This window comes from Streptomyces sp. NPDC096136 (assembly GCF_044763325.1).
GTDB lineage: Bacteria > Actinomycetota > Actinomycetes > Streptomycetales > Streptomycetaceae > Streptomyces.
On sequence record NZ_JBIWFZ010000007.1, the window covers coordinates 278,002 to 304,222 of the forward strand.

The window sequence follows — 26,221 nt, forward strand, 5'->3', positions numbered from 1 at the left end:
GCGGCCTAGGGAACGGTGGTGGAGACCACGTAGACGCGGGGGGCCCGGGGATTGGCGAAGTCGACGGTGACGTCGCGGGTGGGGCGCGGGTCCTGGGCCTCCAGGGTGATGCCGGACCACTGGTGCCGGGGGCTCCAGCTCCAGCCCGCGACGTGGGCGTCGCGCTCGGAGATCGAGACCCCGGGGGTCAGCGCCCCGCGGCTGGTGCCGACGTCGGCGAGGAAGGTGTCCAGCTGCTGCGGGGTGACCTGGAACTGGACGTACAGCCGGCTGGTGTGCCAGTTGTTGGTCTCCAGGTAGCCCACGGAGGAGGCCATCAGCGGGATCGGCACCTCGTAGATGCTGCGCTGCACCTTGGAGGGCCAGTCGGGGCGCACCTTGACGGCGCCGACCCGGGCGGCCTTGTCCCTGCCGCTCTCCCGGCTCTGCTGGGCCGAGATGAACAGGTAGCCGGCCGGGACGCCGACGAGCAGCAGGATGATGAGCGCCGTGACCCAGCGGCGGCGCACGGTGCTGCGCCGCTCCTCGGCGGTGGGGGGCCGGCCGCCGCCCGCCTCGGGGGAGGAGGCCTGGCGGGGCAAGGTGGGCGGTGTCACTGCTGTTCCTGCTCCTCGGGGGCGGCGCCGGCGCGGCGCCCGGACTGCGCGTAGCGCTCGTACCGCTCGACGCGCCTGCGCGTGGCGCGCCGGAAGCGGCGGGCGACGAGCCGGGCGAGGTCGGCGGCTCCGACCATGCCCGCCTCGGGTCCCAGCTGGGCCTTGGCGATGCGGGCCTCGGGGCGGTAGCCGCGGCCGGTGAGGTGGCGCCGGAAGGCGTCCCGGGCGGGGCCGATGAGCAGGTCGTCGGCGGCGCTGACGCCGCCGCCGATGACGAAGCACGAGGGGTCGAGGGCGGCGGCGAGGTTGGCGATGCCGACGCCGAGCCACTGGCCGATGTCCTGGAGGAGCTCGACGCACATGGCGTCGCCCTCGCGGGCCAGCTCGGTGATGAGGGGCCCGGTGATCTCGTGGACGTTGCCGCCGACCCTGGCGATGATGTCGTGGGCGACCGGGGAGTCGGCGGCCGCCAGCTCGCGGGCCTCGCGGACCAGGGCGTTGCCGGAGCTGTACTGCTCCCAGCAGCCGCGGTTGCCGCAGGGGCAGCGGTGTCCGCCGGGGACGACCTGCATGTGGCCGAACTCGCCGGCCACCCCGTAGCGGCCGCGCTTGACCTGGCCGCCCTCCAGGATGGCCCCGCCGATGCCGGTGCCGAGCGTGATCATGACGAGGTGGTCCTCGCCGCGGCCGGCGCCGAAGCGCCACTCGGCCCAGGCGGCCGTGTTGGCGTCGTTGTCCACCATGACGGGGACCGCGAGGCGCGCCTGGAGGGCGTCGCGCAGCGGCTCGTCCCGCCAGGCGAGGTGGGGGGCGAACAGCACGCGGGAGCGGTCGGCGTCGACCCAGCCGGCCGCGCCGATGCCCACCGCGTGCACGTCGTGCCGGTCGGAGAGGTCGAGGACCAGCTCGACGATGGTGTCCTCGACGACCTTGGGGCTCTTGGACTTGTCCGGGGTCTCCGCGCGGATCTTCTCCAGGATGGCCCCGTCGGCGTCGACCACGCCGGCCATCACCTTGGTGCCGCCGATGTCGATGCCGACGGTCGGGACGCGGGGGGCGGTCAGGTGCGACCGGCGCTCACGGGTCCCGATGGTCCGCAGGACGGTGCCTCGCGCCGACCCGCGGTGGGCGAGCGAGAAGTCCCGGTAGGTGCTCATCGAGTCGTGTCGTCCCTGTCGGAGGCGGTGGCGGGGGCGGTCCCGGAGGGGGTGTCCCGTCCTGATTCTGCCACCCGCTGCAGTTCGTGGCTCAGCTCCTCCAGCTCGGAGCCCCCGGCCATCTGCCGGGTGAGCTCGTCGAGGGTGATCGAGTCGCGGGTGTGGCTGCCCGCCATGGTGCCGCGCTTGAGGAGGACGAAACGGTCGCCGACCAGGTGGGCGTGGTGCGGGTTGTGGGTGATGAGGACCACGCCGAGTCCGGCGTCGCGGGCGGCGGCGACGTACTTGAGGACCACGCCGGACTGCTTGACGCCGAGGGCGGCGGTGGGCTCGTCCAGGACGAGGACCTTGGCGCCGAAGTAGACGGCGCGGGCGATGGCCACGCACTGGCGCTCGCCGCCGGACAGGGTGCCGATCGGCTGGTCGACGTCGCGCAGGTCGATGCCCATGCGCAGCAGCTCGGTGCGGGTGGTCTCGCGCATGAAGGCCACGTCGAGGCGGCGCAGCGGGCCGCGCCCGCGGGTCGGCTCGGAGCCCAGGAAGAAGTTCCGCCAGACCGGCATCAGGGGGACGACGGCGAGGTCCTGGTAGACGGTGGCGATGCCGCGGTCGAGGGCCGCGCGCGGGTTGGCCAGCCCGGTCGGGACGCCCTCGATCTCGAAGGTGCCGGCGTCGTGCCGGTGCAGCCCGGCGATGATCTTGATGAGGGTGGACTTGCCGGCGCCGTTGTCGCCCAGGACGCAGGTGATCTCGCCGGCCGAGACCTCCAGGGAGACGTCCTGGAGGGCGCGGATGTTGCCGTAGTACTTGCTGACTCCGGTCAGCTTCACCAGGGGCGTGCTCATGCCCGTGCCTCCGCCCGCTTGCGGACCCATGCGTTGAGCAGCGTGGCGAGCAGCAGCATGGCCCCGAGGAAGAACTTGAACCAGTCCGGGTTCCACTGGGCGTAGACGATGCCGTTGCTGGCCATGCCGAAGATGAACGCGCCGACGGCCGCGCCGATCGCCGAGCCGTAGCCGCCGGTCATCAGGCAGCCGCCGATGACGGCCGCGATGATGTAGAGGAACTCGTTGCCGACGCCCTCCCCGGACTGGACGACGTCGAAGGAGAAGAGGATGTGCTGCCCGGAGATCCAGGCGCACAGCGCGACGCCCATGTAGAGGCCGATGCGGGTCTTGACGACCGGGACGCCGGTGGCGCGGGCCGCGTCGGCGCCGCCGCCCACGGCGAAGATCCAGTTGCCGGCGCGGGTGCGCAGCAGGATCCAGGTGGCGACGGCGACCAGGGCCAGCCACCACAGGATGGTGACCTTGAGGGTGACCGAGCCGACGTTCCACTGGGAGGCGAAGAGCGCCCGGGCCGAGGGGAAGCCCTCCATGTCGGCGATGGACTTGGTGGAGACGGTTCCGCTGATCAGCTTGGTGAAGCCGAGGTTCAGGCCGGTCAGCATGAGGAAGGTGCCGAGCGTGATGATGAAGCTGGGCAGCCCGGTGCGGGTCAGCATGAACCCGTTGAAGAAACCGATGCCGAGGGTGACCAGCAGGGACACGCCGACGCCGACCCAGACGTTGGCGGTCATCTGGTAGCTGAACATCGAGGCGACCAGCGCCGAGGTGGTCACCATGACGCCGGCGGAGAGGTCGAACTCGCCGCCGATCATCAGCAGGGCGACCGGGACGGCCATGATCCCGATGGTGGAGGCCGAGTAGAGGACCGTGCTGAGGCTGGAGGCCTTCAGGAAGCTGTCCGCGGCGAAGGAGAAGAAGACGAAGACGGCGGCGGCGCCGACGACCGCGCCCAGTTCGGGGCGGGCCAGCAGCCTGCGCAGGTGCGAGACGGGCGCGAGCCGCTCGTCGGCGGGCGGGGCGGCGGCGCTCATCGGGTGCCCCGCTTGATGTACGACTCCAGTTTCGCGGCCTCGGCGGCGGTGACGATCTGCGGCCCGGTCAGCACCGGGCGGCCGCCGCCGAGCACGTCCGCGTTGTAGCGGTGGAGCCACAGCAGGTCCACGGCCTCGTACCCCTGGAGGTAGGGCTGCTGGTCCACGGCGAAGCCCAGGGCGCCGGACTTCAGGTCGCGGGCGACGGACTCGTTGAGGTCGAAGGTGTCCACCTCGGCCTTGCTGCCCGCGGCCTCCTTGGCCTTGACGGCGGTGGGGGCGAAGGGGGCGCCCAGGGTGAGGATGCCGTCGACGGTGGGGTCCGCCTGGAGCTTGGCCTGGATGGCGGCCTGGACGGAGGGCATGTTGGTGCCCTCGACGTAGAGGTTCTCCATGCTGCCGCCGAAGGTCTTCTTCGCCCCCGCGCACCGCTGCTCGTGGCCGACGTTGCCCTGTTCGTGCAGGACGCAGACGGCCTTCTTCAGGCCCCGCCGGGTCATCTCGGTGCCGACGGCCTCGCCGGCGATCTCCTCGTCCTGGCCGATGTGGGTCAGGGCCCCGTACTCGGCCGACTGGGCGGAGCCGGAGTTGACCGTGATCACGGGGATGCCCGCCTTCACGGCCTTGCCGACGACGTCCTTGAGGGCCTCGGGCTTGGCCAGGCTGACGATGATCCCGTCGACCTTCTGGTCGATGGCGTTCTGGACGAACTGGGCCTGCTGCTGCGCCTGGTCGTCGTGCGAGTAGACGAAGTTGATGTTGTCCTTCGCGGCCGCCTCCTTGGCGCCCTTCTGCACGATGTCCCAGAAGGTGTCCCCGTCGCCCGCGTGCGTGACCATCGCGAAGGTCCAGCGCGGTGTGGACACGGCGGGGCGGCCCGCCTCCGCGGCCTTCGCCCGTTCCTCGGCACGCTTGCCGCCCGTGCTGCTGCAGCCCGCGAGGGAGGCCCCCAGTACCGCCGCGAGCACGGCGCCGACGACGCGTACCCCTGTCCGAACCCTAGCCACGTCCCCGTGCCCTTCCCTCGTCCGTCATGAATCGGTCATTTCCGGTGTCAGCCGCCCAGTATCCGCCACAGCGGACCCCGGGGGGTCATCGGGGCGGGCGCCGGCGGATTGACAGGTCCCCCGTACGGGGTCAGGTTGAGTGCATGCGCATCGGGCTCATCGGAACGGGCCGGATCGGGTCCTTCCACGCGGCCGCACTGGCGCGCCACCGGGACGCCGGCTCGCTGCTGCTGGCCGACGCCGAGCCGGAGCGGGCCGCGCGGCTCGCGGACCGGCTGGGCGCCACCGCCGCCCCCTCCGTCGACCAGGTCTTCACCTGGGGCGTGGACGCGCTGGTCGTGGCCTGCGCCACCGAGGGGCACGCCGAGCTCGTGGTCCGGGCCGCGCGCGGCGGGCTGCCGGTGTTCTGCGAGAAGCCGCTGGCCCCGGACCTGGCCCGGACCCTGGCGGTGCTGCGCGAGGTGGGCGCCGTCGGGGGGCTGCTCCAGGTGGGCTTCATGCGCCGCTTCGACGCCGGCTACCGGACCGCGCGGGAGCTGGTCCGTTCGGGCGCCCTGGGGCGGCTGCACACCGTCCGCACGATGACGGCCGACCCGGCCCCGCCGCCCGCGGCCTACCTCGCCGCCTCCGGGGGCCTGTACCGGGACTGCCTGGTGCACGACTTCGACATGGCGCGCTGGGTGACCGGGCGGGAGGTCGCCGAGGTCTACGCGACCGGTTCGGACGCGGGGCCGGCCCTGTTCCGCGAGGCCGGCGACGTCGACACGGCGGCGGCCGTCCTCACCCTGGACGACGGCACCCTGGTCACCAGCACCGGCACGCGCTGCAACGGCGCCGGGTACGACGTGCGGATGGAGCTCGCCGGAGAGCTGGACCAGGTCTCCTGCGGGCTGGACGACCGGACCCCGATCGCCTCGACGGAGCCGCACGGGCCGCCCCCCGCGAGCAAGCCGTGGACCGGCTTCCTGGAGCGGTTCGCCCCCGCCTACGAGGCAGAGCTGGCGGCCTTCGTCCGGCTGGTGCGCGGCGAGGGGGCCAACCCCTGCGACGGCCGGGAGGCCCTGGCGGCGTTCCGGGTCGCGGAGGCGTGCGAGCTCTCGCGCCGGGAGCGGCGCCCGGTGCGGCTGGAGGAGCTCGCGGACCTGTGAGGCCGGGCGGGGCCCGCGCGGCGCGGCGCACGGCGTAAGGCGCACGGGCGGCGGCTACCGGCGCGCCGGCGGCCGGGCCCGGCGGGGGTCCGCCGCGGGGTCCGTGTCGTGCGCGCTGGCGTCCGGTCGGGGCATGCAGTCAGGTTAATGCGGGGCCGGGCGCCGGACCCGGCTGATTCCGGCCGCTCGGCCGGGGTGTCATCCGGCCATGGCGCGGCGGCCCCAGGCGGTGCCGACGAGGACGAGCGCCGCGCCCGCGAGGCCGGCCGGGCCGAGGTGTTCGCCGCCGAGGGCGGTGCCGGCGGCCGCCGCCCAGAGCGGTTCGGTGCTGAGGAGCAGGCTGACGCGGGAGGGTGAGGAGCGGCGTACGGCCCACATCTGCACGAAGAAGGCGAAGAGCGTGCAGAACACGGAGAGGAAGGCGAGGCCCGCCCACTGCGCGGGGCCGAACGCGAGGGCGGTGGCCCACGGGCCGTCGCCGGTGCCGGGCAGGGCGGCCAGCAGGGCGAAGACCAGGACCGCGCCGCCGAGTTGGACGGTGGTGAGCGAGAGGGAGTCGGCGCCCCGGACGGCCTCGGTCCGCGCCATCAGCAGGACGTGCAGGGTACGGGCGAGGGCCGCGCCGAGGATGAGCAGGTCGCCGGCGCCCGGGGCGGTGAAGCCGGCGCCCTGGGTGAGCAGGACGACCCCGGCGACGGAGACCGCGGCGGCCGCGAGGAAGGGGCCCGAGGGGGCCGTACGGCGTACGGCGGACTCGGCGAGCGGGGTGAAGATCATGGTCAGGCTGATGATCAGCCCGGCGTTGGTGGCCGAGGTGTGCACCACGCCGTAGGTCTCCAGCAGGAAGATCCCCCCGAGGACCAGGCCCAGCAGCCCGGCGCCGCGCAGCTGGGCGGCGCTCAGCGCCCGCAGCCGCCGCCGTCCGGCGAGGACCAGGACGGGCAGGACGAGGGCGAACCGCAGGACGAGGACCGCGACGACGGTGTCGGCGGCGGTGATGCCCTTGGCCGCGAGGTAGCTGCCGCCCCAGACGACGGCGACGAGGAGGACGGGCAGGTCCGCGAGCCGGGCCCGGCGGGGGGCGAGGGCGGGGGCGGGGGCGGCGAGGCTGGACACCGGGGCGGCTCCGACGGCGGGCAGGGGGTGGAGACGTCGGCGGCTCGCACGGGTACGGGCCCACGGTAACGGAGTCGATCTTGCCGGTCGAGCGTGCGCCGCCCGCCCTCCCGCCGAGCCCGCCACGCCGGGGCGGGCCCCGTCCCCGCGGCCGCTCAGTCGGCGAAGGAGCCGAAGGCGGCGCGCCCCGTCGGGCGGTAGCTCTGGATGGCCGTGCCCCGCTCGGTGGTGCGCGAGGAGAGCAGCTCGAAGGCCGTGGGCAGGCCCCCGACGGGGAACAGGCGGCGGCCCGCGCCCAGGAAGACCGGGAAGACCAGCAGGTTCAGCTCTTCGACGAGGTCCCGGGCGAGCAGCCACTGCGCCAGCTGCCCGCTGCCGTGCACCTGGAGCTCCCCCTCGGTCGCGTCCTTGGCCCGGACGACCTCCGCCTGGAGCTGTTCGCCGTCCAGGACCGCGGCCGGACCCCAGGCGGGCTCCTTCAGGGTGGTGGAGGCGACGTACTTGGGCAGCCGGTTGAGCCCGCCCGCGACCGGGTCGGCGGGGTCGTCGTGGTGCGGCCAGTAGGAGGCGAAGATCTCGTACGTCCGCCGGCCGAGCAGGAAGGCCCCGGCCCGGCCGAAGAGCCCGGTCACGAACTCCCCCATGCCCTGGTCGGCGAAGGGGACGAGCCAGCCGCCGTAGGCGAACCCGCCGCTGGTGTCCTCCTCGGGCCCGCCGGGGGCCTGCATCACCCCGTCGAGGGTCAGGAAGGTGGTGAGGGTCAGCTTTCCCATGGCTCCGCGCTCCTTGCCGTGCGATGTGCGTCCGGTTCCCCGCACCGCTCAGACTCGCGCCCGCCGCGGAGCCCGTCGGTGCGGCGCGCGTGAACGCGAGGTCGGATTCCCGCCAGCGCCTCCGCCCCCCTCCCGATTTGATTGAACTCGCAACCAAACAGCTCCGGGAGGGAACGGACATGAACGGCAACACGGTGGCCCTGGTGACGGGCGGCAGCCGGGGGATCGGGGCCGCCACCGCGCTGCGGCTGGCCGAGGACGGCTTCGACGTCGCGGTGACCTACGTCGACGGGGCCGCGGCGGCGGCCGGGGTCGTGTGCGGGATCGAGGCGCTCGGGCGCCGGGGCCTGGCGGTACGGGCCGACGCGGGTTCCGCCGAGGGCCCACGGCAGGCGGTGGAGGAGGTCGTGCGCGCCTTCGGCCGGCTCGATGTGCTGGTCAACAGCGCCGGCGTCGGGGTGCTGGGCCCGGTGGACGCGCTCACCCTCGCGGACGTGGACCGGGTCCTCGCGGTCAACGTCCGGGGCGCCTTCCTCGCGGCCCGGGCCGCGAGCGCGCACCTGGGCCCCGGCGGGCGGATCATCAGCGTCGGCAGCTGCATGACCCAGCGGGTGCCGGGCCCCGGCGGGACCCTGTACGCGACGAGCAAGGCGGCCCTGACCGGGCTGACGAAGGCCCTCGCACGGGAGCTCGGCGGGCGCGGGATCACCGCCAACCTGGTCCACCCCGGCCCGACGGACACCGACATGAACCCGGCCGACGGCCCGTACGCGGACGGGCAGCGCGCGCTGACCGCGCTGGGCCGTTTCGGCACCTCGGACGAGGTGGCCGCGATGGTCTCCTTCCTCGCCGGTCCGGACTCCCGGTACGTCACGGGCGCGGAGTTCTCCGTGGACGGCGGGCACGCCGCGTAGGGCGCGCACGCCGACGGGCGCACCGCCGCGGCGGTGCGCCCGTCGGGCAGGGCCGTCACCGGGCCCCGGGGGTGTCGGCCCCCGGGGCGGCCGGCGGGCGGAGCGGACTCAGCCGCCCAGCTCCTGGTGACGGGCGGCGTGCGCGGCCGCGCCCGCCTCCGTCAGCGAACCGAACAGGCGCAGGCGGGAGAAGCCGCCGTCCGGGAAGATGTCGATCCGTACGTGGGTGCCGACCGCCGGGGCGTCCAGCACGAAGCGGTGGTTGGTGTCGGGCTGCAGGCGGGTGCGCGGCAGGAACTCCGTCCACTCGCCCTCCTCGCCCGTCTTGACCGACAGCGAGGCCCAGCCGGCCGAGTTGCCCTTGAGGTAGGCGGTGTCGATCTCGACGGCGCGGATCTCGGACTCCGCCACGAGCTGGTAGCGGATCCAGTCGTTGCCGTTGTCACGGCGGCGGGCGGTCTCCCAGCCGTCGTCCATCTTGCGGGAGCGGCCCGGGTTGATGGTGTTGGTCGGCGGGGAGTAGAAGCGGTTGGAGGCGTCCTGGACGGATCCGCCGTTCTCCAGGGCGACGACGTCGAAGGTGCCCAGCACGGCCAGCCACTTCGGGTCGGGGCGGACCTCGCCGTAGACGCGCAGGCGGGCGATGCCGCCGTCGGGGTGCTGGTTGAGGCGCAGGTGCGTGAAGCGCTGCTCGACGTTCACCTCGAAGCCGTTGGCCGCGTGGCCGCCGACCGGGGTGCGCTCGACGAGGGTCGTCCACTTGACGTCGTCGGAGAGCAGCTCCTCCTCGGTCGGGGAGCCCTCGACCGAGGCGCCCTGGATGGACACGGCCTGCGGCATGTTGCCGCGGAAGTGGGCGGTGTCGACGACGATGCCGCGGATGACGCCGGGGGCGCCGAGGCGGATCAGGGCGAAGTCGTGGTCCTCGGCGGTCGGCCAGGGCTGCTCGGCGGAGACGCCGCGGCGGCGGCGGGTCTCCCAGCCGTCCATGATCTTGCCCTTGTGGCCGAAGTGCTCGGGGTCGAAGTGCGCGGCCTCGGCGATCAGCAGGTTCTCGCGCTGGGCGAAGAACTCGTCGTTGGCGGCGATCACACCGGCGCCCAGCTCGCGCGCGGCGAGGTTGGCGTACTGGGTGAACTCGAACTCCGCGGTGCGGTAGTCCGCGTACGGGTCGCCGCCCCCGTACGGGTTCGCGTTACCGGTGAAGGAAGCCAGTCCAGTCGAACGCTGTGCCACTGTCAGTTCTGCCTTTCAAGGAGGAGGCCCGTGGGCTCGGTCGGGGTGCCGTGGTCGGCGATCCGCCTGCCGCGCAGCCAGGTGGACTTCACGACGCCGTGCAGGGTCTTGCCCGCGTACGCCGTGACCTGGTTGCGGTGGTGGAGTTCGGCCGGGTCCACGGTGAAGGTCTCTTCGGGGGCCAGGACGGCGAAGTCGGCGTCACGGCCGGCCTCGATCGCGCCCTTGGCGGCGAGTCCGGCCAGCGCGGCCGGGGCGGTGGACATCCAGCGCGCGACGTCCTCCAGGGTGCGGCCGCGCCTGCGGGCCTCGGTCCAGATGGCCGGCAGGCCCAGCTGGAGGGAGGAGATGCCGCCCCAGGCGGTGGCGAAGTCGCCGGTCTTCAGGTCCGCGGTGGACGGCGAGTGGTCGGAGACGATGCAGTCGATGGTGCCGTCGGCGAGCGCGTCCCACAGGACGTCCTGGTTCGCGGCCTCGCGGATGGGCGGGCAGCACTTGAACTCGGTGGCGCCGTCCGGGACTTCCTCGGCGGTGAGGGTGAGGAAGTGCGGGCAGGACTCGACCGTGATCTGCACGCCCTCGGCCTTGGCGGCGGCGATCAGCGGCAGCGCGGAGGCGGAGGACAGGTGCAGGACGTGCACGCGGGCGTTCAGCCGCTTCGCCTGGGCGATCAGGTTCTCGATCGCGGTGTTCTCGGCGTCCTGGGGACGGGAGGCGAGGAAGTCGGCGTACTTGGGGCCCGGGTTCTGCGGGGCGGACTCCAGGTGGTGCGGGTCCTCGGCGTGCACGATCAGCAGGCCGCCGAAGCCGGTGATCTCCGCGAGGGAGGTGGCCAGCTGCTCCTGGTCCAGCAGGGGGAACTCGTCGACGCCGGAGGGCGACAGGAAGCACTTGAAGCCGTAGACGCCGGCGTCGTGCAGCGGGCGCAGGTCCTTCACGTTGTCGGGCAGGGCGCCGCCCCAGAAGCCCACGTCCACGTGCGCCTTGGTCCGGGCGACCTCCTGCTTGACGCGGAGGTTGTCGACCGTGGTGGTGGGCGGCAGGGAGTTGAGGGGCATGTCGAGCAGGGTCGTGATGCCTCCGGCGGCGGCCGCGCGGGTCGCCGTCCAGAAGCCCTCCCACTCGGTGCGGCCCGGGTCGTTGACGTGGACGTGGGTGTCCACCAGGCCGGGGAGCAGGGCGTCGTCGCCGAAGTCCTCCAGCCGGGCTCCGGCCGGTACCTCGGCCCCGTACGCCAGCACGGCCGCGATCTTCCCGCCGGCCACGGCCACCGAGGCGGCGCGCGTCCCTTCGGGGGTGATGACGCGTGTCGAGCGCAGTACCAGTTCCACCGCCACGTCGGCCACCGGAACCTCCCCATCTACTTCCACAGAGCGAAATTCAACGTTCTGTTGACGGAGTCTTCACCCCGATCCGGGGCCCGTCAAGAGCGCCCGGACGGACCACTGACGCGTGCGCGCCGCAATTGGATGTTTCCACGAGATGGAATTAAGATTTCACTATCCAGAATGTAGCTACCACCACCGGCACCCGGGCAGGTAACTTCCCGAGGACGTCCGCCACCAGGACAAACCGCCTCTGACCGGCGGGGACGGCCGAGGCCCGGCTCTAGGGCCGACGTCGACCGACCGGTAGGCTGCTTCCTTGCCTGCCAGCACCGAAAGGACCGCGCCGTGCCGACGTCCAGCGCCAGCACCACCGACGCTTCCGCCAAGCCCACCGCCGCCAGCGGTGGCGTCCAGTCCCTCGAGCGCGCCTTCGATCTGCTCGAACGGATGGCCGACGCCGGGGGCGAGGTCGGCCTCAGCGAGCTCTCCGCCGCGAGCGGCCTGCCGCTGCCGACCATCCACCGCCTGATGCGCACCCTCGTCGCCTGCGGCTACGTCCGGCAGCAGCCCAACCGACGGTACTCCCTCGGGCCCCGCCTCATCCGCCTCGGCGAGTCCGCGTCGCGGCTGCTGGGCACCTGGGCGCGCCCCTACCTGGCCCGTCTGGTCGAGGAGACCGGCGAGACCGCCAACATGGCCCTGCTCGACGGGGACGAGATCGTCTACGTCGCCCAGGTCCCGTCCAAGCACTCCATGCGCATGTTCACCGAGGTGGGCCGGCGGGTGCTGCCCCACTCCACGGGTGTGGGCAAGGCGCTGCTCGCCCACACCCCGGCCGAGGACGTGCGCGCCCTGCTGGCGCGCACCGGGATGCCGGCCGCGACCGAGAAGACCATCACCACGCCCGAGGGCTTCCTGGAGGCGCTGGAGCAGGTCCGCAAGGTCGGCTACGCCGTCGACGACAACGAGCAGGAAATAGGGGTCCGCTGCCTGGCCGTGTCGGTGCCGAACTCGCCGACCGCCGCCGCGATCTCCATCTCGGGTCCGGCCGGCCGGGTGACGCAGGAGGTGGCCGAGTCCTTCGTGCCGATCCTCCAGGGGGTGGCCGCCGAGCTGTCGGTGGCCCTGCAGAGCCAGACCCCCGCGTAGGGCCGTACGGCCGCGTCCGCAGGACGAGAGCCCCGGCGCCCCTCCCCCTGCGGGGGGCGCCGGGGCTCTCGCGCGTGCGGGCCCGGGTGCGGCCGGGCTCAGGCCGCCGCGGCGGCCTCGGAGGGCTCGGCGGGGCGCGCGCCGTGGGTGAGCCGGCCGTCGGTCATGGTCGCCGTGCGGTCCATCCGGTCCAGGTGGGTGCGGTCGTGCGTGACCAGGACGGTGGCGGTGGACCGCTCGCGGGTGAGGGTGACCAGCAGGTCCAGGACGGCGGCGCCGCGCTCGTGGTCCAGGGCGCTGGTGGGTTCGTCGACCAGCAGCACGGAGGGCTCGTTCATCAGGGCGCGGGCGATGTTCACCCGCTGGCGCTGCCCGCCGGAGAGCTGGTGGGGGCGCTTGTCGGCCTTGTCGGCCAGGCCCACCGCGTCCAGCAGCTCCAGGGCCCGGCGGCGCAGCTGCCGGGCCGGGCGGCCGGAGAGGTGGGCCATCACCTGGAGCTGCTCGGCCGCGGTCAGCGAGGCCAGCAGGTTCGGCTGCTGGAAGACGATGCCGATCTCCTCGCGGCGCAGGGCCGCCTTCTCGGCGGCGCCGAGCCGGGCGGTGTCCCGGTCCGCGACGAGGACCCGGCCGGAGTCCGGGGTGACCAGGGTGGCCGCGACGGCCAGCAGGCTGGACTTCCCGGAGCCCGAGGGCCCGACGATGGCGGTCAGGGTGCCGGCCGGCACCTCCAGCTCGACCGCGTCGAGGGCGGTCAGGCGGCCGTCCCCGTCCGGGTAGGTGAGCGTGACGTCGTGCAGGAGGAGGGTCATCGTGCGCTCCCGAGGGCGGTCAGCGGGTCGACGGCGGTGATCCGCCGGATGGACAGGGCCGCGCCCAGCGCACCGAGCACGATCATGATCGCGGCGGGGGCCAGCACGGTGGCGGCGTCGAGGACGAAGGGCACGTCGCCGCCGCTGATCAGGGCCCCGATGCCGGACGCCAGCGCGGTGCCGGCCCCGGTGCCGACGGCCAGCATCACGACGGCCTGGCCGAGGGCGTCCTTGAGGAGGTACGGGGTGGAGGCGCCCAGCGCCTTCAGCACGGCGATGTCGGCGCTGCGCTGGATCGTCCACACCGTGAAGAAGGCCCCTATGACCAGCGCGGAGATGGCGAAGAGGAAGCCGCGCATCAGCTGGAGCGAGCCGTTCTCGGCCTGGTAGGACCCTATGGCGCCCAGTGCCTCGTCGACGGTCTGGGCAAGCGTCCCGGCCGCCTTGTCGCCGGCGGCCCAGTCCACGTCCCCGGAGCCGTCGAGGGCGAGGACGGTGGCGGAGGTCTCCGCGGAGGCGCCGGGGTTGCCGATGCGCTGCCAGTCGTGCAGGTCCATCCAGACGACGGGGGTGTGGCTGTAGGCGGCGGTGCCCGAGACGGCGGCGACCGTCAGCTCCAGCGGACCGACCCTGATCCGGTCCCCGGCGGTGACCCCGCCGAGCTCCTCGGCCGCCTTCTGCGCGAGGACCACCCTGCCCTGGCCCAGGCTCGCCCCCTTGGGGGCGAGCCGGCCGGCCGGCTCGACGCCGAAGACGGAGACGGCGGCGGTGCGCTCCCCGGCGAGGGCGTTGGTGGTGCGGATGCCGAGCGGCTCCGCGACCGTGACGCCGGGGCGCCCGCGCCAGGTCCGCCAGGCGCTCTCGGGCAGCTGGGAGTTGGTGAAGGAGACCTTCTGGTCCCCCGGTGGGACGGCGAAGGCCAGCCGCGAGGCGGGCAGCCCGGTGACGGCCGAGATGTTCTCCCGGGCCAGACCGGACGTGAGCCCCGACAACAGGCCGACCAACAACGTGATCAGCAGAACGACCGAGCCCATGAGGGCGAAGCGGCCCTTGGCGAACCGTAGATCTCTCCATGCGACGAACATGTCCCCCACCTTGGTCTTCCGCGGGGGTCCCGGGCATCGCGCCACGGGAGCGATCCTGGTATCGAAGGAGGCATTCCGATATCGAACTTTCGGTTGACCGGGCCCCTCGGCGGCCCGCTTACGCTGGTCGGACGATGACTTCCGCCGCGCCCTCCCGCCCCCCGACCCCCGTCACCCGCGTCCTGCGCCTGTGCCTGCACGCCCTGTTCGCCGGGCTGCTCGCGCTGGCGGCCGGCCGGGCCGTCGCCGACTCCGCGCCCCGCGCCGGGTGGGCCGTCGCCGTCTGCGCCCTGCTGGCCGCCGTGTACGCGGCGGGCGTGCGCGCCCCGGCGGTCGGCCGGTCGCCGCGCGCGGCCGGACTGTGGCTGGCCGCGATGGGCGCGGTGTGGGCCGCCCTGCTGGTCCTCTCCCCCGACGGGCTGTGGCTGGCCTTCCCGCTCTACTTCCTGGAGCTGCACCTGCTGCGGCTGCGCTGGGGGCTGGCGGCGGTCGCCGTCACGGCCTGTGCGGCGATCGGCGGGTTCCTGGGACACAGCGGCGCCATCACCCCGGGGGCCTTCCTCGGGCCGCTGCTGGGCGGGGCGGTCGCCGTGGCCACCGTCCTGGGCTACCAGGCGCTGTACCGGGAGAGCGAGCGGCGCCGCGAGCTGATCGAGGAGCTGATCGCCACCCGGGCCGAGCTGGCGGCGGCCGAGCGGGGCGCGGGCATCCTCGCCGAGCGCGAGCGGCTGGCCCGGGAGATCCACGACACCCTGGCCCAGGGCCTGTCCTCGATCCAGCTGCTGCTGAGGGCCGCCGAACGGGCCCTCTCGGAGGACCCGGCGACCCCCGCGGCCGTATCCCCGTCCCCCGCGGCGGCAGCCCTCGGGCACATCGCCCGGGCCCGGGAGGCCGCGCAGGAGAACCTCGCCGAGGCGCGCCGGTTCGTCCGCGCCCTCACGCCCCCGGACCTGGAGCACGGGTCGCTGGCGGGGGCGCTGGAGCGGCTGTGCTCGGGGGCGCCGGGCCCGCGGGTGCGCTTCTCGGTGAGCGGCCCGCCGCGCGAGCTGCCCACCCCGTACGAGGTGGCCCTGCTGCGGATCGCGCAGTCGGCGCTGGCCAACGTGGTGCGGCACGCCCGGGCGGACCGGGCGGAGATCACCCTGACCTTCATGGACTCCTCGGTGACGCTGGACGTCGTCGACGACGGGCGGGGCTTCGACCCCGCCTCGGCCCCGACCGGCGAGGGCGGCTTCGGCCTGCCCGCGATGCGGGCGCGGGCCGAGTCGCTGGGCGGCCTGTTCACCGTGGAGTCCGATCCGGGCCAGGGCACCGCCGTGGCCGTCACCCTGCCGCTGCCCCTGGAGGCCTGACGATGACCATCCGGCTGCTGCTCGCCGACGACCATCCGGTGGTCCGCGCGGGGCTGCGCGCGGTGCTGGACACCGAACCGGACTTCGCGGTGGTCGCGGAGGCGGCGACGGCGGAGCGGGCCGTGGAGCTGGCGGCGTCCGAGCCGGTGGACGTGGTGCTGATGGACCTCCAGTTCGGGGCCGGGATGCACGGCTCCGCGGCCACGGCGGCGATCACCGCACGGCCGGGCGGGCCCCGGGTGCTCGTCCTGACCACCTACGACACGGACGCCGACATCCTCGCGGCGGTGGAGGCCGGGGCCTCGGGGTACCTGCTCAAGGACGCCCCGCCGGAGGAGCTGGCGGCGGCGGTGCGCACGGCCGCGGCCGGGCAGTCGGCGCTGGCCCCGGCGGTGGCGCTGCGGCTGATGGACCGGATGCGGACCCCCGCGGAGGCGCTGACGAAGCGGGAGCTGGAGGTGCTCCAGCTGGTCGCGGACGGGCTGTCGAACCAGCAGATCTCCAAGCGGCTCTTCCTCAGCCAGGCCACGGTCAAGTCCCACCTGGTGCACGTGTACGCCAAGCTCGGCGTGGACTCCCGTACGGCGGCGGTGGCGGCGGCCGCCACCCGCCGGCTGATCCGCACGCCGTAGTCCGGGTCCGGCCGCGGCTCAGGCGACCCAGTAGGGCCGGTCCACTCCCGGGGCGAGCGGCACGCCGTCGTGGAAGGCGGCCGCGAGGAGGCGCACGCCCTCGTCGAGGCGGTCGGGGGGCAGGGTGTACGGGATGCGCAGGCGGTGCTCGAAGGTCCCCGGGTCGACGCCGAAGCGGGCGCCGCGGCCGATGTGCACCCCGGCGGCGGCCGCCCGCTCGGCCAGGGCGGAGCTGACCGGCTCGCCGAGGTCCACCCAGAGCGAGAGGCCGCCGGGGGGCAGCCGCCAGGACCATTCCGGGGTGTGCCGCTCCAGGGAGCCCACCAGGGCCGCGCGCTGGATCCGCAGCTCGGCCAGGCGCCGGGGCAGGGACCGCTCCAGTCCCTCCAGCAGCGGCATGGCCACCACCTGGTCGAGGACGGAGCCGGTCATGTCGGCGGACACCCGTACCGCCGTCAGCTCGTTGACCAGCTTCGCGGTGGCCCGGACCCAGCCCACCCGCAGGCCGCCCCAGTGGGTCTTGCTGAGCGAGCCGATGGTGATCACGTGGTCGGCCGCGGAGCGCGGGGCGAGCGAGGCCAGCGGCGCGGGGGCGGGGACGTCCAGGGCGATGTCGGCGATGGTCTCGTCGACCACCAGCCAGGTCCCGGTGGCCCGGGTCGCCGCCAGCAGCCGCAGCCGGTGCTCCTCGGGCATCAGGGCGCCGGTCGGGTTGTGGAAGTCGGGGATGGTGTACGCCAGCCGGGGGACGGTCTGGTGGAGCACGGCCTCGGCGGTCTCCATGTCCCAGCCCGTGTCGGAGACGGGGATGGAGCCGGTGCGCAGCCGGGCGTGGCGCAGGGCGTCGAGGGCGTTGGCGTAGGTGGGGCTCTCGGTGACGACCCGGTCGCCGGGCCGGCACAGGAGGCTGACGACCAGGGCGAAGGCCTGCTGGGCGCCGGCCGTGACCAGGATCTGCTCGGGGCGGGTGGGCAGCCCGCGCCGGGTGAAGCGGTCCGCGACGGCCGCGCGCAGGTCGGGCAGGCCGAAGGGGTGGTAGCCGGGGCTGCGGGCGAGTGCGGGCAGGCGCGGCGCCGCCCAGGCGAGGGCTTCCGTGAGGCTGTCGGCGGGGGCGCCCATGGCGGCGATGGCGAGGTCGATGCCGGGTTCCCCGTCGGCCCGGCCGCCGGCGCCGCCGACCAGGAGGTGGGCGCCGACCGGCCCGTGCCCCTCGGGGAGCTCGGTCCAGGTGCCGGAGCCGCGGCGGCTGCGGACGTAGCCGCTCTCGCGGAGCAGGTCGTAGGCGGCGGTGACGGTGGCGCGGCTGGCTCCGACGGCCTCGGCGAGCTCGCGTTCGGCGGGCAGGCGCACGTGCAGGGCGATCCGGCCGTCGAGGATCAGGGTGCGCAGGGCGTCGGCGAGGGAGCGGTAGCCGGGGCGGGCCAGTACCTCCGCCGGGAGCATCGCGGCGAGCTGCCGGCTGCCGACCGTCCTGTCCGCCGTATGGACCACTCGCCCGTTCGCCATGCCAACCTCCCCTGATTGGCTCTGACGTCCAGGCCAATCGGGGTCCAGACTCGCGGTATTGGCCCGCCCTTGGCAAGGAGAATCCGCAATGCCGTACGACGTCCTCACCGACCGTGACGAACGGGCCCTGCTGGCCGCCGCCGAGCACCGGATCTCCGCGCCCCTGCGGATCGGTGCCGCGCTGGCCTCCGTACGGCTCCTGCTCGCGCGGCGGCCACCCGTTCGGCGCAAGGCGCGAGAATCGCCCGCATGTCAGCAGCCGAACACTCCCGCACCCCGTCCGCTCGCCCGGTGACCGCCGAAGGGCCGCCGGTGATCGCGGGCCTGCTCCTGGCCGCCGGCGGCGGCCGCCGGCTCGGCGGGCGCCCCAAGGCCCTGCTCCCCTACCGCGGCCGCCCGCTCGTGGAGAACGCCGTCCGCGTGCTGCGCGAGGCCGGCTGCGGTCCGGTGCACGTGGTGCTGGGCGCCTCGGCGGCGGAGGTCCGCGAGCGCGCCGACCTGGCGGGGTGCGTGGTCGTCGACAACCCTGACTGGGCCGAGGGCATGGGCTCCTCCCTGCGGGTGGGCCTGGCCTCGCTGGCCGGCACGGGGGCCCGGGCGGCCCTGGTCTCCCTGGTGGACCAGCCGGGGATCGGGCCCGAGGCCGTGGCCCGGGTGCGTGCGGCGTACCGCTCCCCGGCCAGCCTGGCGGCGGCCGCCTACGACGGCGAGCGCGGGCACCCGGTGCTGTTCGGGGCGGACCGCTGGGCGGACATCGCGGCGACGGCGACCGGGGACCAGGGCGCGCGGGTCCACCTGAGGAACCACGCCGCCGAGGTCATGCTGGTGGAGTGCGGGGACGTCGCGGCCGCCTTCGACATCGACACCCCGCCCGACCTGGCACGTCTCGCCTGAGCCGGGCCGGAGCGCGGCCTGAGCGGCCTGTGACCGCGATGGCACTGAGGGCCACGGGCGATCGGAATGTGTCGACTCAGAGAATCTCGACATCAACAAACCATTGAACTTCCACCATGAGGAAATTACTATCCACTGGTCAGAAGCGCCCGAACCCCCAGACGGCGCCCGCGACCGTTGTCCGGAACTCTCCACACCCGACGGCACTGCGTGCCGTCTCGCGCGAGCATTCCCCGCGGCCGCCAGGCACCGCCGCTGAAGGAGTGACAGATATGTCCGCACCAGCGCCGTCCCCGCTGGCCATCGTCGACGCCGAGCCCCTGCCCCGGCAGGACGAAGTCCTCACCGATGCGGCCCTCGCCTTCGTGGCCGAGCTCCACCGGCGGTTCGCCCCCCGCCGCGCCGAGCTCCTCGCCCGACGCGGCGAGCGGCGCGCCGAGATCGCCCGCACCTCCACGCTCGACTTCCTCCCGGACACCGCACAGGTCCGCGAGGGCGACTGGAAGGTCGCGCCGGCCCCGGCCGCCCTGAACGACCGCCGCGTGGAGATCACCGGTCCGACGGACCGCAAGATGACCATCAACGCCCTCAACTCGGGCGCCAAGGTCTGGCTCGCCGACTTCGAGGACGCCTCGGCTCCCACCTGGGAGAACGTGGTCCTCGGCCAGCTCAACCTCATCGACGCCTACGAGCGCCGCATCGACTTCACGGACGCGCGCACCGGCAAGGCCTACGCCCTCAAGCCCGCCGAGCAGCTCGCCACCGTGGTCATGCGCCCGCGCGGCTGGCACCTGGAGGAGCGCCACCTCCGCTTCGAGGGCGGCCCCGCCTCCGGCTCCCTCGTGGACTTCGGCCTCTACTTCTTCCACAACGCCCAGCGCCTGATCGACCTCGGCAAGGGCCCCTACTTCTACCTCCCGAAGACGGAGTCGCACCTGGAGGCCCGCCTCTGGAACGACATCTTCGTCTTCGCCCAGGACTACGTCGGCATCCCGCAGGGCACCGTCCGCGCGACCGTCCTGATCGAGACCATCACCGCGGCCTACGAGATGGAGGAGATCCTCTTCGAGCTCAAGGACCACGCGGCGGGCCTCAACGCGGGCCGCTGGGACTACCTGTTCTCCATCGTCAAGAACTTCCGCGACGGCGGCGAGAAGTTCGTCCTGCCGGACCGCAACGCGGTGACCATGACGGCGCCCTTCATGCGCGCCTACACCGAACTGCTCGTCCGCACCTGCCACAAGCGCGGCGCGCACGCCATCGGCGGCATGGCGGCCTTCATCCCGTCCCGCAAGGACGCCGAGGCCAACCGGATCGCGTTCGAGAAGGTCCGGGCCGACAAGGACCGCGAGGCGGGCGACGGCTTCGACGGCTCCTGGGTCGCCCACCCCGACCTGGTCCCGATCGCGATGGCCTCCTTCGACGCCGTCCTGGGCGAGAAGCCCAACCAGAAGGACCGCCTGCGCGAGGACGTCGCCGTCGCCCCCGGCGACCTGATCGCGATCGACTCCCTGGACGCCCGGCCCACCTACGAGGGCCTGCGCAACGCCGTCCAGGTGGGCATCCGCTACATCGAGGCCTGGCTGCGCGGCCTGGGCGCCGTCGGCATCTTCGGCCTCATGGAGGACGCCGCCACCGCCGAGATCTCGCGCTCCCAGATCTGGCAGTGGATCAACGCCGGAGTCGTCTTCGAGAACGGCGAGCGCGCCACCGCCGAACTGACGCGGACCTTCGCCGCCGAGGAACTCGCCGCGATCCGCGCCGAGGCCGGCGAGGAGGCCTTCGCGGCCGGGAAGTGGCAGCAGGCGCACGACCTCTTCCTCAAGGTCTCCCTGGACGCCGACTACGCGGACTTCCTGACCCTCCCCGCGTACGACCAGCTCGTCGGCTGACACCCCTTCTTCGGCTGAATCGCACAGCAGTCGAAACCCACCCCGGCCCCCGCCGCCCCCTCCGGGCGGCGGGGGCCGGGGCTTTGCCGCACGCGCGGCCGTCCGCCGGGGCCCGATCCGCATACGCGCCTGCGAAGCCCCGCCGGCTCCGCCGGCCGGCGGAGCCGGGCCCGGAGCGGCCCCGAGAACCTTCCTCGCGCCCGACCGACCGGTCGGGCGTTACGTCATCGTAATCCGACTGTACCTAGCGGTAACAAGTGGGCCCGTGCCACCTTTCCGATGCCACCGGCGCCGGCGGTACCCCCACTTTCCAAGCCACGCACCGAAGTTGTCGGCAACTTCGGCGTGGCCGACCGCAGGAGTTCCGCAGTGATCGGATTCCGCAAGGCCGGCAAGGACCGGGCCGCCCGAGGCCGTGTGCGACGACTGGCCGGCGCCGGGATGGCCGTGCCGCTCGCCGCCGGCGCGCTGCTCGTCGGCGGGGCCGGGCCGGCGGCGGCCGGGCCCGGGACGGGCCCCACCGCCGTCGTCTCGATGGGCGACAGCTACATCTCCGGCGAGGCCGGACGCTGGAAGGGCAACAGCCTGACCAACAGCGGGAGCAGGAACGGCACTGACCGGGCGTGGGTCAGCGGCGGCACCTACGACCCCGCGAAGGTCTACGGCACCACGGCGGGCGGCTGCGACCGCTCGGACTCGGCCGAGGTGCTGAGCGCCGGCGCGGTCGCCGAGACGGCCGTGAACCTGGCCTGCTCCGGGGCGACGTCGGAGAACGTCTTCCGCGCCTCCAACGGGGGCGTGTCCTACAAGGGCGAGGCCCCGCAGGCCGACCAGCTGGCGGCCGTGGCCGCGAGCCGCAACGTGAAGGTCATCGCGCTGTCCGTCGGCGGCAACGACCTGGGCTTCGCCGACATCATCAAGGAGTGCGCGCTCGACTTCGTGCTCTGGAACTCGTACTGCTACGACGACCAGCAGGCGGGCGTCGACGCGAAGATCGACGGGGTGATGGCGAACGTCGGCAAGTCCGTCGACGAGATCCGGGCCGTGATGCGCCAGGCCGGGTACACGGACTCCTCGTACCGCATCGTGCTCCAGTCCTACCCCTCGCCGATCCCCCGGGGCGCCGAGAACCGGTACACCCAGAGCGACTGGAGCCGGCTCAACAGCGGCGGCTGCCCCTTCTGGAACCGCGACTCGGACTGGGCCCGGGACTCCCTGGTGCCGCAGCTGGCGAACCGCCTCAAGCAGGTCGCGGCGGCCAAGGGCACCCAGTTCCTGGACCTGCGCGACATGATGCAGGGGCGCGAGGTCTGCGCCAAGGCCAGCAAGCAGGTCACCTCGACGGTCCCCGCGTCGGCGAAGACCAGCGAGTGGGCCCGCTGGATCGACAACAACGAGACCCAGGGCATCATCCAGGAGTCCATGCACCCGAACTACTTCGGCCAGCTGGCCGTCGGGCGCTGCCTGGCCCTGGCCGTGGCCCAGCCCGCGGACTCGGCCTCCAGCTGCAAGAACACCGCCGGGGGCGACCAGAGCGGGATGTACCTGACGTCCGCTCCGTAAAACGGTGAGGACCCGGGGGGACGGGCTGTCATGATCAAGCCAGGACCGACCGCCCGCCCCCTGGGGAAACCCCGCACCGCCGAAGGAAGTTGACCGGACATGGCCGTCATCCACCGCACCACCATGAAACCCGGCAAGCGCGAGCTGCTCACCGGCTGGCTCCCCACCAGGCCCTGGTACGCCGGCGCGTCCGCGGCGCCGGAGCTGGCGGCCGCCGGCGGGTTCCGCCTCGACGACCCCGAGGGCGAGGTCGGCATCGAGTTCATGGCGGTCACCGACGTCTCGGACGCCGAGCCCGTCACCTACCTCGTCCCCCTGACCTACCGCGGGGCACCGCTCGAAGGCGCCGAGGAGGGGCTCGTCGGCACCTCCGAGCACGGGGTGCTGGGCACCCGCTGGATCTACGACGGCGCCCACGACCCGGTGCTCACCGAGCGGCTGCTCGCCCTGCTGCGGGGCGCCGCCGAGCCGCAGCAGCAGAGCGTCACCGGCGCCCCCGACCCGACCGTCGTCCCCGAGGCCGCCGAGGACGCCCTCCCGGCCGGGGCGGCCGTGGTGGCCGTCGAGGACGGGCCGGAGGGCACCCGCCTCGCGGTGGAGGCCGGCGGGCGCCGCCTCGCCGTGGAGCTGGTCCGCGTCCTGGAGGCCGGCCGGACCGACCCCGGCGCGCTCGGCCGCGTCACCGCGGGCTGGGAGCTGCCGGACGGCACGCGGCCGCGCGGGCCCCTCGCCGTCCTGCGCGAGGGCTGACCCGGACCGGCGGGCACCGCTCCGGGCCCGGGCCCTACGCCGCCCGGTCCGGGCCGGTGAGCGCCTCCATCGCCGAGGTGAAGGCCGCCCGGCAGCGCAGCCAGTCCGGGTCGGGGGCCGGGGAGTGCAGGTCGACGAGCTTGGGCAGCAGGTCCGCGGAGAAGGCGCGGGCCGCCTCCGCCGGGAGCAGCGAGGGCAGGTTGTCGATGGCGATCACGTCGACCGGCCGGGCGCCGCCGCGCAGCCGGCGGGCCGGGACCGTCCAGTCGGTGAGGCGGTCGTAGACCGGCAGCAGGTGCAGGTCCGATCCGGTGTCGCAGGTGATGTCGGCGATCACCGACAGCCGGCCGGCCCCGCCCTCCAGATCCGCCGGGGTCAGGAAGGGCGGCACCGGCCGGGTGGTGAGCACCGCGTTGACCAGGATGTCGTGGTCCAGCAGTGCGGCCCGGTCCAGTCGGCGGGTCGCCTCCCGTCCCCAGCGCGTGACCGCGATCCCGGCGGTGGCGAGGGCGTCGCAGGCGCCGCGCCCGCTGCGGCCTCCCGCGCCGATCACCAGGGCCCGTAACCCGTCGGCCGGAGCGTCCCGCAGGCGGGCGTCCAACTCGGGGCGGGGCGTCGGGACCAGGGGGGCGGCCAGCCGTCCCCGTGCGTGCAGGGCGGCCAGGGCGGCGCCCGCGTACCCGGCCCAGTAGCCGAAGGCGGCCAGCCGGCGGCCCTGCGCGTCGGCCAGGTACTCCAGGTCGAGCAGGGTCCCGCCGCCCGCGGCGAACCGCCGCAGCAGCCCGGGGGCCTGGGGCTGGCCCTTGTAGGCGTGCCCGAAGTAGACGTGCCGGTGGTGCAGGGCCTCGGGCGACTGCGGGAGCTCCTTGAGGCCGAGGACGTACGCCGACCCGGGCGCGGCCCGGACCCAGGATCCGGCGGGCGCGGTGCGGCAGCCGGCGGCGGCGTAGGCGTCGAGCGGGAAGACGCGGTGGCCGGAGTCCTCCACGGTGATCCGTACGCCCCGGCGGACGAGGAGCCCGGCGTCGTCGGGTGTCAGCGGCGCGCGCCGTTCGGTGGGTCGGGTCTCGCTGCGCATCCACAGCTGCGGGGTTTCGGCCATCGCTGTACCACCTGTCCGGTCAGAGGGGTGGGGGCGAGCCAGCGCTCAAGCGATGTCTTTCCGCGTCCTTTACGCCGTACGCCGGATCGGGGCGGCAACTCCGGGCACCCTGGCACCCCGTGCCCCGCGGGCCCTCCCCGGCCCCAGGCCCGGCCGGCCCCGGCCCCCGGGCGGGTCCGGCGCGGCCTCCCGGCGGGACCTCCCCGGGCGGCGCGGCAGGTCCCGTCCGGCTCCGCGCGGGGGTCCCCCGGCCCGGCGCGCCCGGTTCGGCCCGGCGGCGCGGGCCGGGGCTCACAGCTCCGGCAGGAGTTCCCGCAGCGGGGTCCGGGTGCCCTCCGCGTAGGCCGTCCGCAGGGCCTCGGGGGTCAGCTTCAGCCGCAGGACCCGTTCCGCGCGCGGGGCGCACGCGGACGCCGGGCGGTACCCGGAGACCGCGCCGAGCAGCCGGGCGGACAGCTCGTAGCGGCCCAGGTCCGCCTCCAGCTGGGCGAGCAGCTCCACCGAGAGGGCCTGGCCGAGCCGGTCGCCCAGGGCGAACTGGGTCTTCAGCGAGCGCAGCAGCCAGGTACGGGCCAGCGCGGGGCGGCCGTCGCGGCGCTGGAGGAGGGCCTGCGCGTAGCCGGTCCAGGAGCGGGCCCACAGGTCGGGGCCGTCGGGCGCGCCGGCGGCGAAGGGGTGCGCGGCCGGGTCGGTGCGCGCGAGGGCCATCTCCAGCGCGGCCTCCAGCGCCTGCCGCCCGGGCCCGAACTCGGGCGCCTCGGGGAGCAGTTCGAGGGCGTCGCGGTACTCGCACGCGGCCTCGGCCGGCCGGTCCCGCCACAGGGCGACGGTGCCCCGGACGTGCGCGAGGTAGGCCAGGACGGCGTCCTCGCCCTCCTGCACGGCCGCGGTCCAGGCCTCCACCAGCAGCGGATCGGCGGCATCCGCCTGGCCGAAGCTCGCCACCAGCCAGGCCGCCAGCCACAGCGCCCGGGCCGGGCGGGGCGCCGGGTGGAGGGCCAGAGCCCGCTCCAGGTGCCCGCGCCCCTCCTCCACCAGCCCGCAGGCCGACCAGAGGAACCACAGCGAGACGGCGACCTCCAGCGCGGCGGCCGGGCCGGCCGGCGCGTGCGGGTCCATCGCCAGCCGCAGCTCGGGCAGCTCCCGCAGGGCCAGGGCGCGGGCCTCCAGCTGCGCCCCCGACCGCCACAGCTGCGCGGCGCGTTCGGCGGTGATCCGGCAGCGCTCGTGGTGGCGGCGGACCGCGGTGGCCCCGTCGCCGTGCGGATCGCGGGCCAGCCTCCGGGCCGCGTAGGCCCGTACGGTCAGCGGCAGCCGGTAGCGGCCGGCGTGCCCGGGCTCCGCCAGCAGCGCGGGGGCCAGCCGCCGCAGGGTCCGGGCGGCGTCCCCCGGCCCGAGCGCGCCGAACCCGCACACCTCGGTGACGGCGGCCTCGTCGAAGGAGCCCGCGAAGACCGACAGCCGCTCCCACAACAGCCGCTCCCCGGGCGGGGCCAGACGGCACAGGCTCAGCGCATCGGCACCGCCCGCCCGGCCCGCACCGCCGGCGAGGAACTCCAGCGGGTCGGCCGTCAGCCGGCGCAGCGCCTCGGCGGGCTCGTGGCGGCGAGCCCGGGCGGCCGCGAGCTCCAGCGCCCCCGGGATCCCGTCCAGTGCCCTGCACAGGGCGGCCACGGCCCCGGCGTTGTGCTCGGTGAGCTCGAAGCGGGGGTCGGCGCCGCGCGCCCGCTCCACGTAGAGCCGTACGGCGGTGGAGAGGGCGACCCCGGCCACCGCGCAGGGTGCCGCGGGGTCCTCCGGTTCGGCGGGGAGCGCCAGCGGGCCGACGGCGAGCAGGGCTTCCCCCGCCACCCCGAGGACCTGCCGCGACGTGGCCAGAATCCGTACCCCCGGCCAGCGCGCGAGCAGTTCCCCCGCGAGCTCCCCGGCCCGTCCGCCGAGGTGCTCGCAGCCGTCCAGGACCAGCAGCGCCTCGCGCCCGGCCAGGACCGCGCCCAGCTCCCCGGCCGCCCCTCCCCCCGGTTCGGACGGCACCCGGGACAGGTCGGCCCACACGACGTCGGCGCCGCGGCCGCCGCAGAGCTCGCGGACGGCGCGCACGGCGATCCGGGTCTTGCCCACCCCGGCCGGGCCAGTCAGCGTGACCAGGCGTTCCGCGGCCAGCAGGGCCCGGGTCCGCGCCACTTCGGCGGCCCGCCCGACGAGGCTGGAGAGCTCGACGGGCACCGCTTGACGCACGCTCGAGCCGGACTCCCCCATACGTCCTCCCGCTGCTGTCCTGGGGCTGCGCACATCCGTGCCGTCCAGCACCGTTCCGATGCGGCGGTTCGGCG

Annotated in this window: 24 protein-coding genes; 10 read left to right on the forward strand and 14 right to left on the reverse strand. The window is 74.6% G+C overall.

Going from position 1 to position 26,221, the window contains the following annotated elements; translation table 11 throughout:
- Nucleotides 1-5: 5 nt before the first annotated feature.
- The 5 genes from ACIRBY_RS17900 to ACIRBY_RS17920 are packed head-to-tail and all read right to left on the reverse strand — an operon-like array spanning nt 6 to nt 4,639.
- Nucleotides 6-596, reverse strand: coding sequence for a hypothetical protein (locus ACIRBY_RS17900; protein WP_403901496.1), 591 nt, complete (start codon nt 594-596; stop codon nt 6-8).
- A complete protein-coding gene (locus ACIRBY_RS17905) occupies nt 593-1,753 on the reverse strand; it encodes an ROK family glucokinase (protein WP_403901498.1) in 1,161 nt (386 codons plus the stop codon). Before ACIRBY_RS17905 ends, ACIRBY_RS17900 begins: the two co-directional genes overlap by 4 nt.
- The gene (locus ACIRBY_RS17910; protein ID WP_403901500.1) at nt 1,750-2,628 is read right to left on the reverse strand and encodes an ATP-binding cassette domain-containing protein; all 879 of its coding nucleotides are present in this window, start codon (nt 2,626-2,628) and stop codon (nt 1,750-1,752) included. Before ACIRBY_RS17910 ends, ACIRBY_RS17905 begins: the two co-directional genes overlap by 4 nt.
- The gene (locus tag ACIRBY_RS17915) at nt 2,595-3,632 is read right to left on the reverse strand and encodes an ABC transporter permease (RefSeq protein ID WP_403901502.1); all 1,038 of its coding nucleotides are present in this window, start codon (nt 3,630-3,632) and stop codon (nt 2,595-2,597) included. The genes ACIRBY_RS17910 and ACIRBY_RS17915 overlap by 34 nt, the downstream gene beginning before the upstream one ends.
- Nucleotides 3,629-4,639, reverse strand: a complete 1,011-nt coding sequence (locus tag ACIRBY_RS17920) for a sugar ABC transporter substrate-binding protein (protein WP_403901503.1) — start codon at nt 4,637-4,639, stop codon at nt 3,629-3,631. The genes ACIRBY_RS17915 and ACIRBY_RS17920 overlap by 4 nt, the downstream gene beginning before the upstream one ends.
- Before the next feature lie 143 nt (nt 4,640-4,782).
- Here ACIRBY_RS17920 and ACIRBY_RS17925 point away from each other — a divergent pair, with 143 nt between their 5' ends.
- A complete protein-coding gene (locus ACIRBY_RS17925) occupies nt 4,783-5,787 on the forward strand; it encodes a Gfo/Idh/MocA family oxidoreductase (RefSeq protein ID WP_403901505.1) in 1,005 nt (334 codons plus the stop codon).
- 198 nt (nt 5,788-5,985) lie between these two features.
- Here the strand turns inward: ACIRBY_RS17925 and ACIRBY_RS17930 are convergent, their stop codons facing one another.
- Together ACIRBY_RS17930 and ACIRBY_RS17935 are read right to left on the reverse strand one after the other, a co-directional pair.
- Nucleotides 5,986-6,903, reverse strand: a complete 918-nt coding sequence (locus ACIRBY_RS17930; protein WP_403901507.1) for a DMT family transporter — start codon at nt 6,901-6,903, stop codon at nt 5,986-5,988.
- 155 nt (nt 6,904-7,058) lie between these two features.
- Entirely contained in the window at nt 7,059-7,676 is a 618-nt protein-coding gene (locus tag ACIRBY_RS17935; protein WP_403901508.1) for a dihydrofolate reductase family protein, read from the reverse strand.
- Nucleotides 7,677-7,855: 179 nt separating this feature from the next.
- On the opposite strand from ACIRBY_RS17935, the gene ACIRBY_RS17940 reads away from it, so the two are divergent.
- Nucleotides 7,856-8,590, forward strand: coding sequence for an SDR family NAD(P)-dependent oxidoreductase (locus ACIRBY_RS17940; RefSeq protein ID WP_403901510.1), 735 nt, complete (start codon nt 7,856-7,858; stop codon nt 8,588-8,590).
- Nucleotides 8,591-8,698: 108 nt separating this feature from the next.
- On the opposite strand, the gene alc is transcribed toward ACIRBY_RS17940, so the two are convergent.
- Together alc and allB are read right to left on the reverse strand one after the other, a co-directional pair.
- The gene (gene alc, locus ACIRBY_RS17945; RefSeq protein WP_403901511.1) at nt 8,699-9,826 is read right to left on the reverse strand and encodes an allantoicase; all 1,128 of its coding nucleotides are present in this window, start codon (nt 9,824-9,826) and stop codon (nt 8,699-8,701) included.
- Between the two features lie 2 nt (nt 9,827-9,828).
- Nucleotides 9,829-11,163 carry an allantoinase AllB gene (gene allB, locus ACIRBY_RS17950; protein ID WP_403901643.1) on the reverse strand — a complete coding sequence of 445 codons (1,335 nt, stop codon included), beginning with the start codon at nt 11,161-11,163 and terminating at the stop codon, nt 9,829-9,831.
- 336 nt (nt 11,164-11,499) lie between these two features.
- Here allB and ACIRBY_RS17955 point away from each other — a divergent pair, with 336 nt between their 5' ends.
- Complete coding sequence (locus ACIRBY_RS17955) at nt 11,500-12,303, forward strand: IclR family transcriptional regulator (protein WP_042812829.1); 804 nt, start codon at nt 11,500-11,502, stop codon at nt 12,301-12,303.
- Nucleotides 12,304-12,401: 98 nt separating this feature from the next.
- Here the strand turns inward: ACIRBY_RS17955 and ACIRBY_RS17960 are convergent, their stop codons facing one another.
- Together ACIRBY_RS17960 and ACIRBY_RS17965 are read right to left on the reverse strand one after the other, a co-directional pair.
- Entirely contained in the window at nt 12,402-13,112 is a 711-nt protein-coding gene (locus tag ACIRBY_RS17960; protein ID WP_403901513.1) for an ABC transporter ATP-binding protein, read from the reverse strand.
- Nucleotides 13,109-14,197, reverse strand: coding sequence for an ABC transporter permease (locus ACIRBY_RS17965; protein WP_403901514.1), 1,089 nt, complete (start codon nt 14,195-14,197; stop codon nt 13,109-13,111). Before ACIRBY_RS17965 ends, ACIRBY_RS17960 begins: the two co-directional genes overlap by 4 nt.
- A 134-nt stretch (nt 14,198-14,331) precedes the next feature.
- Here ACIRBY_RS17965 and ACIRBY_RS17970 point away from each other — a divergent pair, with 134 nt between their 5' ends.
- A complete protein-coding gene (locus ACIRBY_RS17970) occupies nt 14,332-15,549 on the forward strand; it encodes an ATP-binding protein (protein WP_403901516.1) in 1,218 nt (405 codons plus the stop codon).
- A 2-nt stretch (nt 15,550-15,551) separates the two neighbouring features.
- Nucleotides 15,552-16,181: a response regulator transcription factor gene (locus ACIRBY_RS17975; protein ID WP_042815756.1), complete on the forward strand. Its 630-nt coding sequence runs from the start codon at nt 15,552-15,554 to the stop codon at nt 16,179-16,181.
- 18 nt (nt 16,182-16,199) lie between these two features.
- Here the strand turns inward: ACIRBY_RS17975 and ACIRBY_RS17980 are convergent, their stop codons facing one another.
- A complete protein-coding gene (locus ACIRBY_RS17980; RefSeq protein WP_403901517.1) occupies nt 16,200-17,687 on the reverse strand; it encodes a PLP-dependent aminotransferase family protein in 1,488 nt (495 codons plus the stop codon).
- 88 nt (nt 17,688-17,775) lie between these two features.
- On the opposite strand from ACIRBY_RS17980, the gene ACIRBY_RS17985 reads away from it, so the two are divergent.
- The 5 genes from ACIRBY_RS17985 (at nt 17,776) to ACIRBY_RS18005 (ending at nt 22,786) form a co-directional block, all read left to right on the forward strand.
- Complete coding sequence (locus ACIRBY_RS17985) at nt 17,776-17,982, forward strand: hypothetical protein (RefSeq protein ID WP_403901519.1); 207 nt, start codon at nt 17,776-17,778, stop codon at nt 17,980-17,982.
- The gene (locus ACIRBY_RS17990) at nt 17,937-18,581 is read left to right on the forward strand and encodes an NTP transferase domain-containing protein (RefSeq protein WP_403901520.1); all 645 of its coding nucleotides are present in this window, start codon (nt 17,937-17,939) and stop codon (nt 18,579-18,581) included. Before ACIRBY_RS17985 ends, ACIRBY_RS17990 begins: the two co-directional genes overlap by 46 nt.
- 272 nt (nt 18,582-18,853) lie before the next feature.
- Nucleotides 18,854-20,473, forward strand: a complete 1,620-nt coding sequence (gene aceB / locus ACIRBY_RS17995; RefSeq protein ID WP_403901522.1) for a malate synthase A — start codon at nt 18,854-18,856, stop codon at nt 20,471-20,473.
- 369 nt (nt 20,474-20,842) lie between these two features.
- The gene (locus ACIRBY_RS18000) at nt 20,843-22,036 is read left to right on the forward strand and encodes a GDSL-type esterase/lipase family protein (protein ID WP_403901524.1); all 1,194 of its coding nucleotides are present in this window, start codon (nt 20,843-20,845) and stop codon (nt 22,034-22,036) included.
- Between the two features lie 99 nt (nt 22,037-22,135).
- A complete protein-coding gene (locus ACIRBY_RS18005) occupies nt 22,136-22,786 on the forward strand; it encodes a 1,4-alpha-glucan branching protein (protein ID WP_403901526.1) in 651 nt (216 codons plus the stop codon).
- Between the two features lie 34 nt (nt 22,787-22,820).
- Here ACIRBY_RS18005 and ACIRBY_RS18010 read toward each other — a convergent pair whose 3' ends face one another.
- Both ACIRBY_RS18010 and ACIRBY_RS18015 read right to left on the reverse strand, forming a co-directional pair.
- On the reverse strand, nt 22,821-23,888 hold the full coding sequence (locus ACIRBY_RS18010) for a saccharopine dehydrogenase (RefSeq protein ID WP_403901528.1): 1,068 nt from the start codon (nt 23,886-23,888) through the stop codon (nt 22,821-22,823).
- Nucleotides 23,889-24,179: 291 nt separating this feature from the next.
- On the reverse strand, nt 24,180-26,126 hold the full coding sequence (locus tag ACIRBY_RS18015) for an ATP-binding protein (protein WP_403901530.1): 1,947 nt from the start codon (nt 26,124-26,126) through the stop codon (nt 24,180-24,182).
- Nucleotides 26,127-26,221 lie beyond the last annotated feature (95 nt).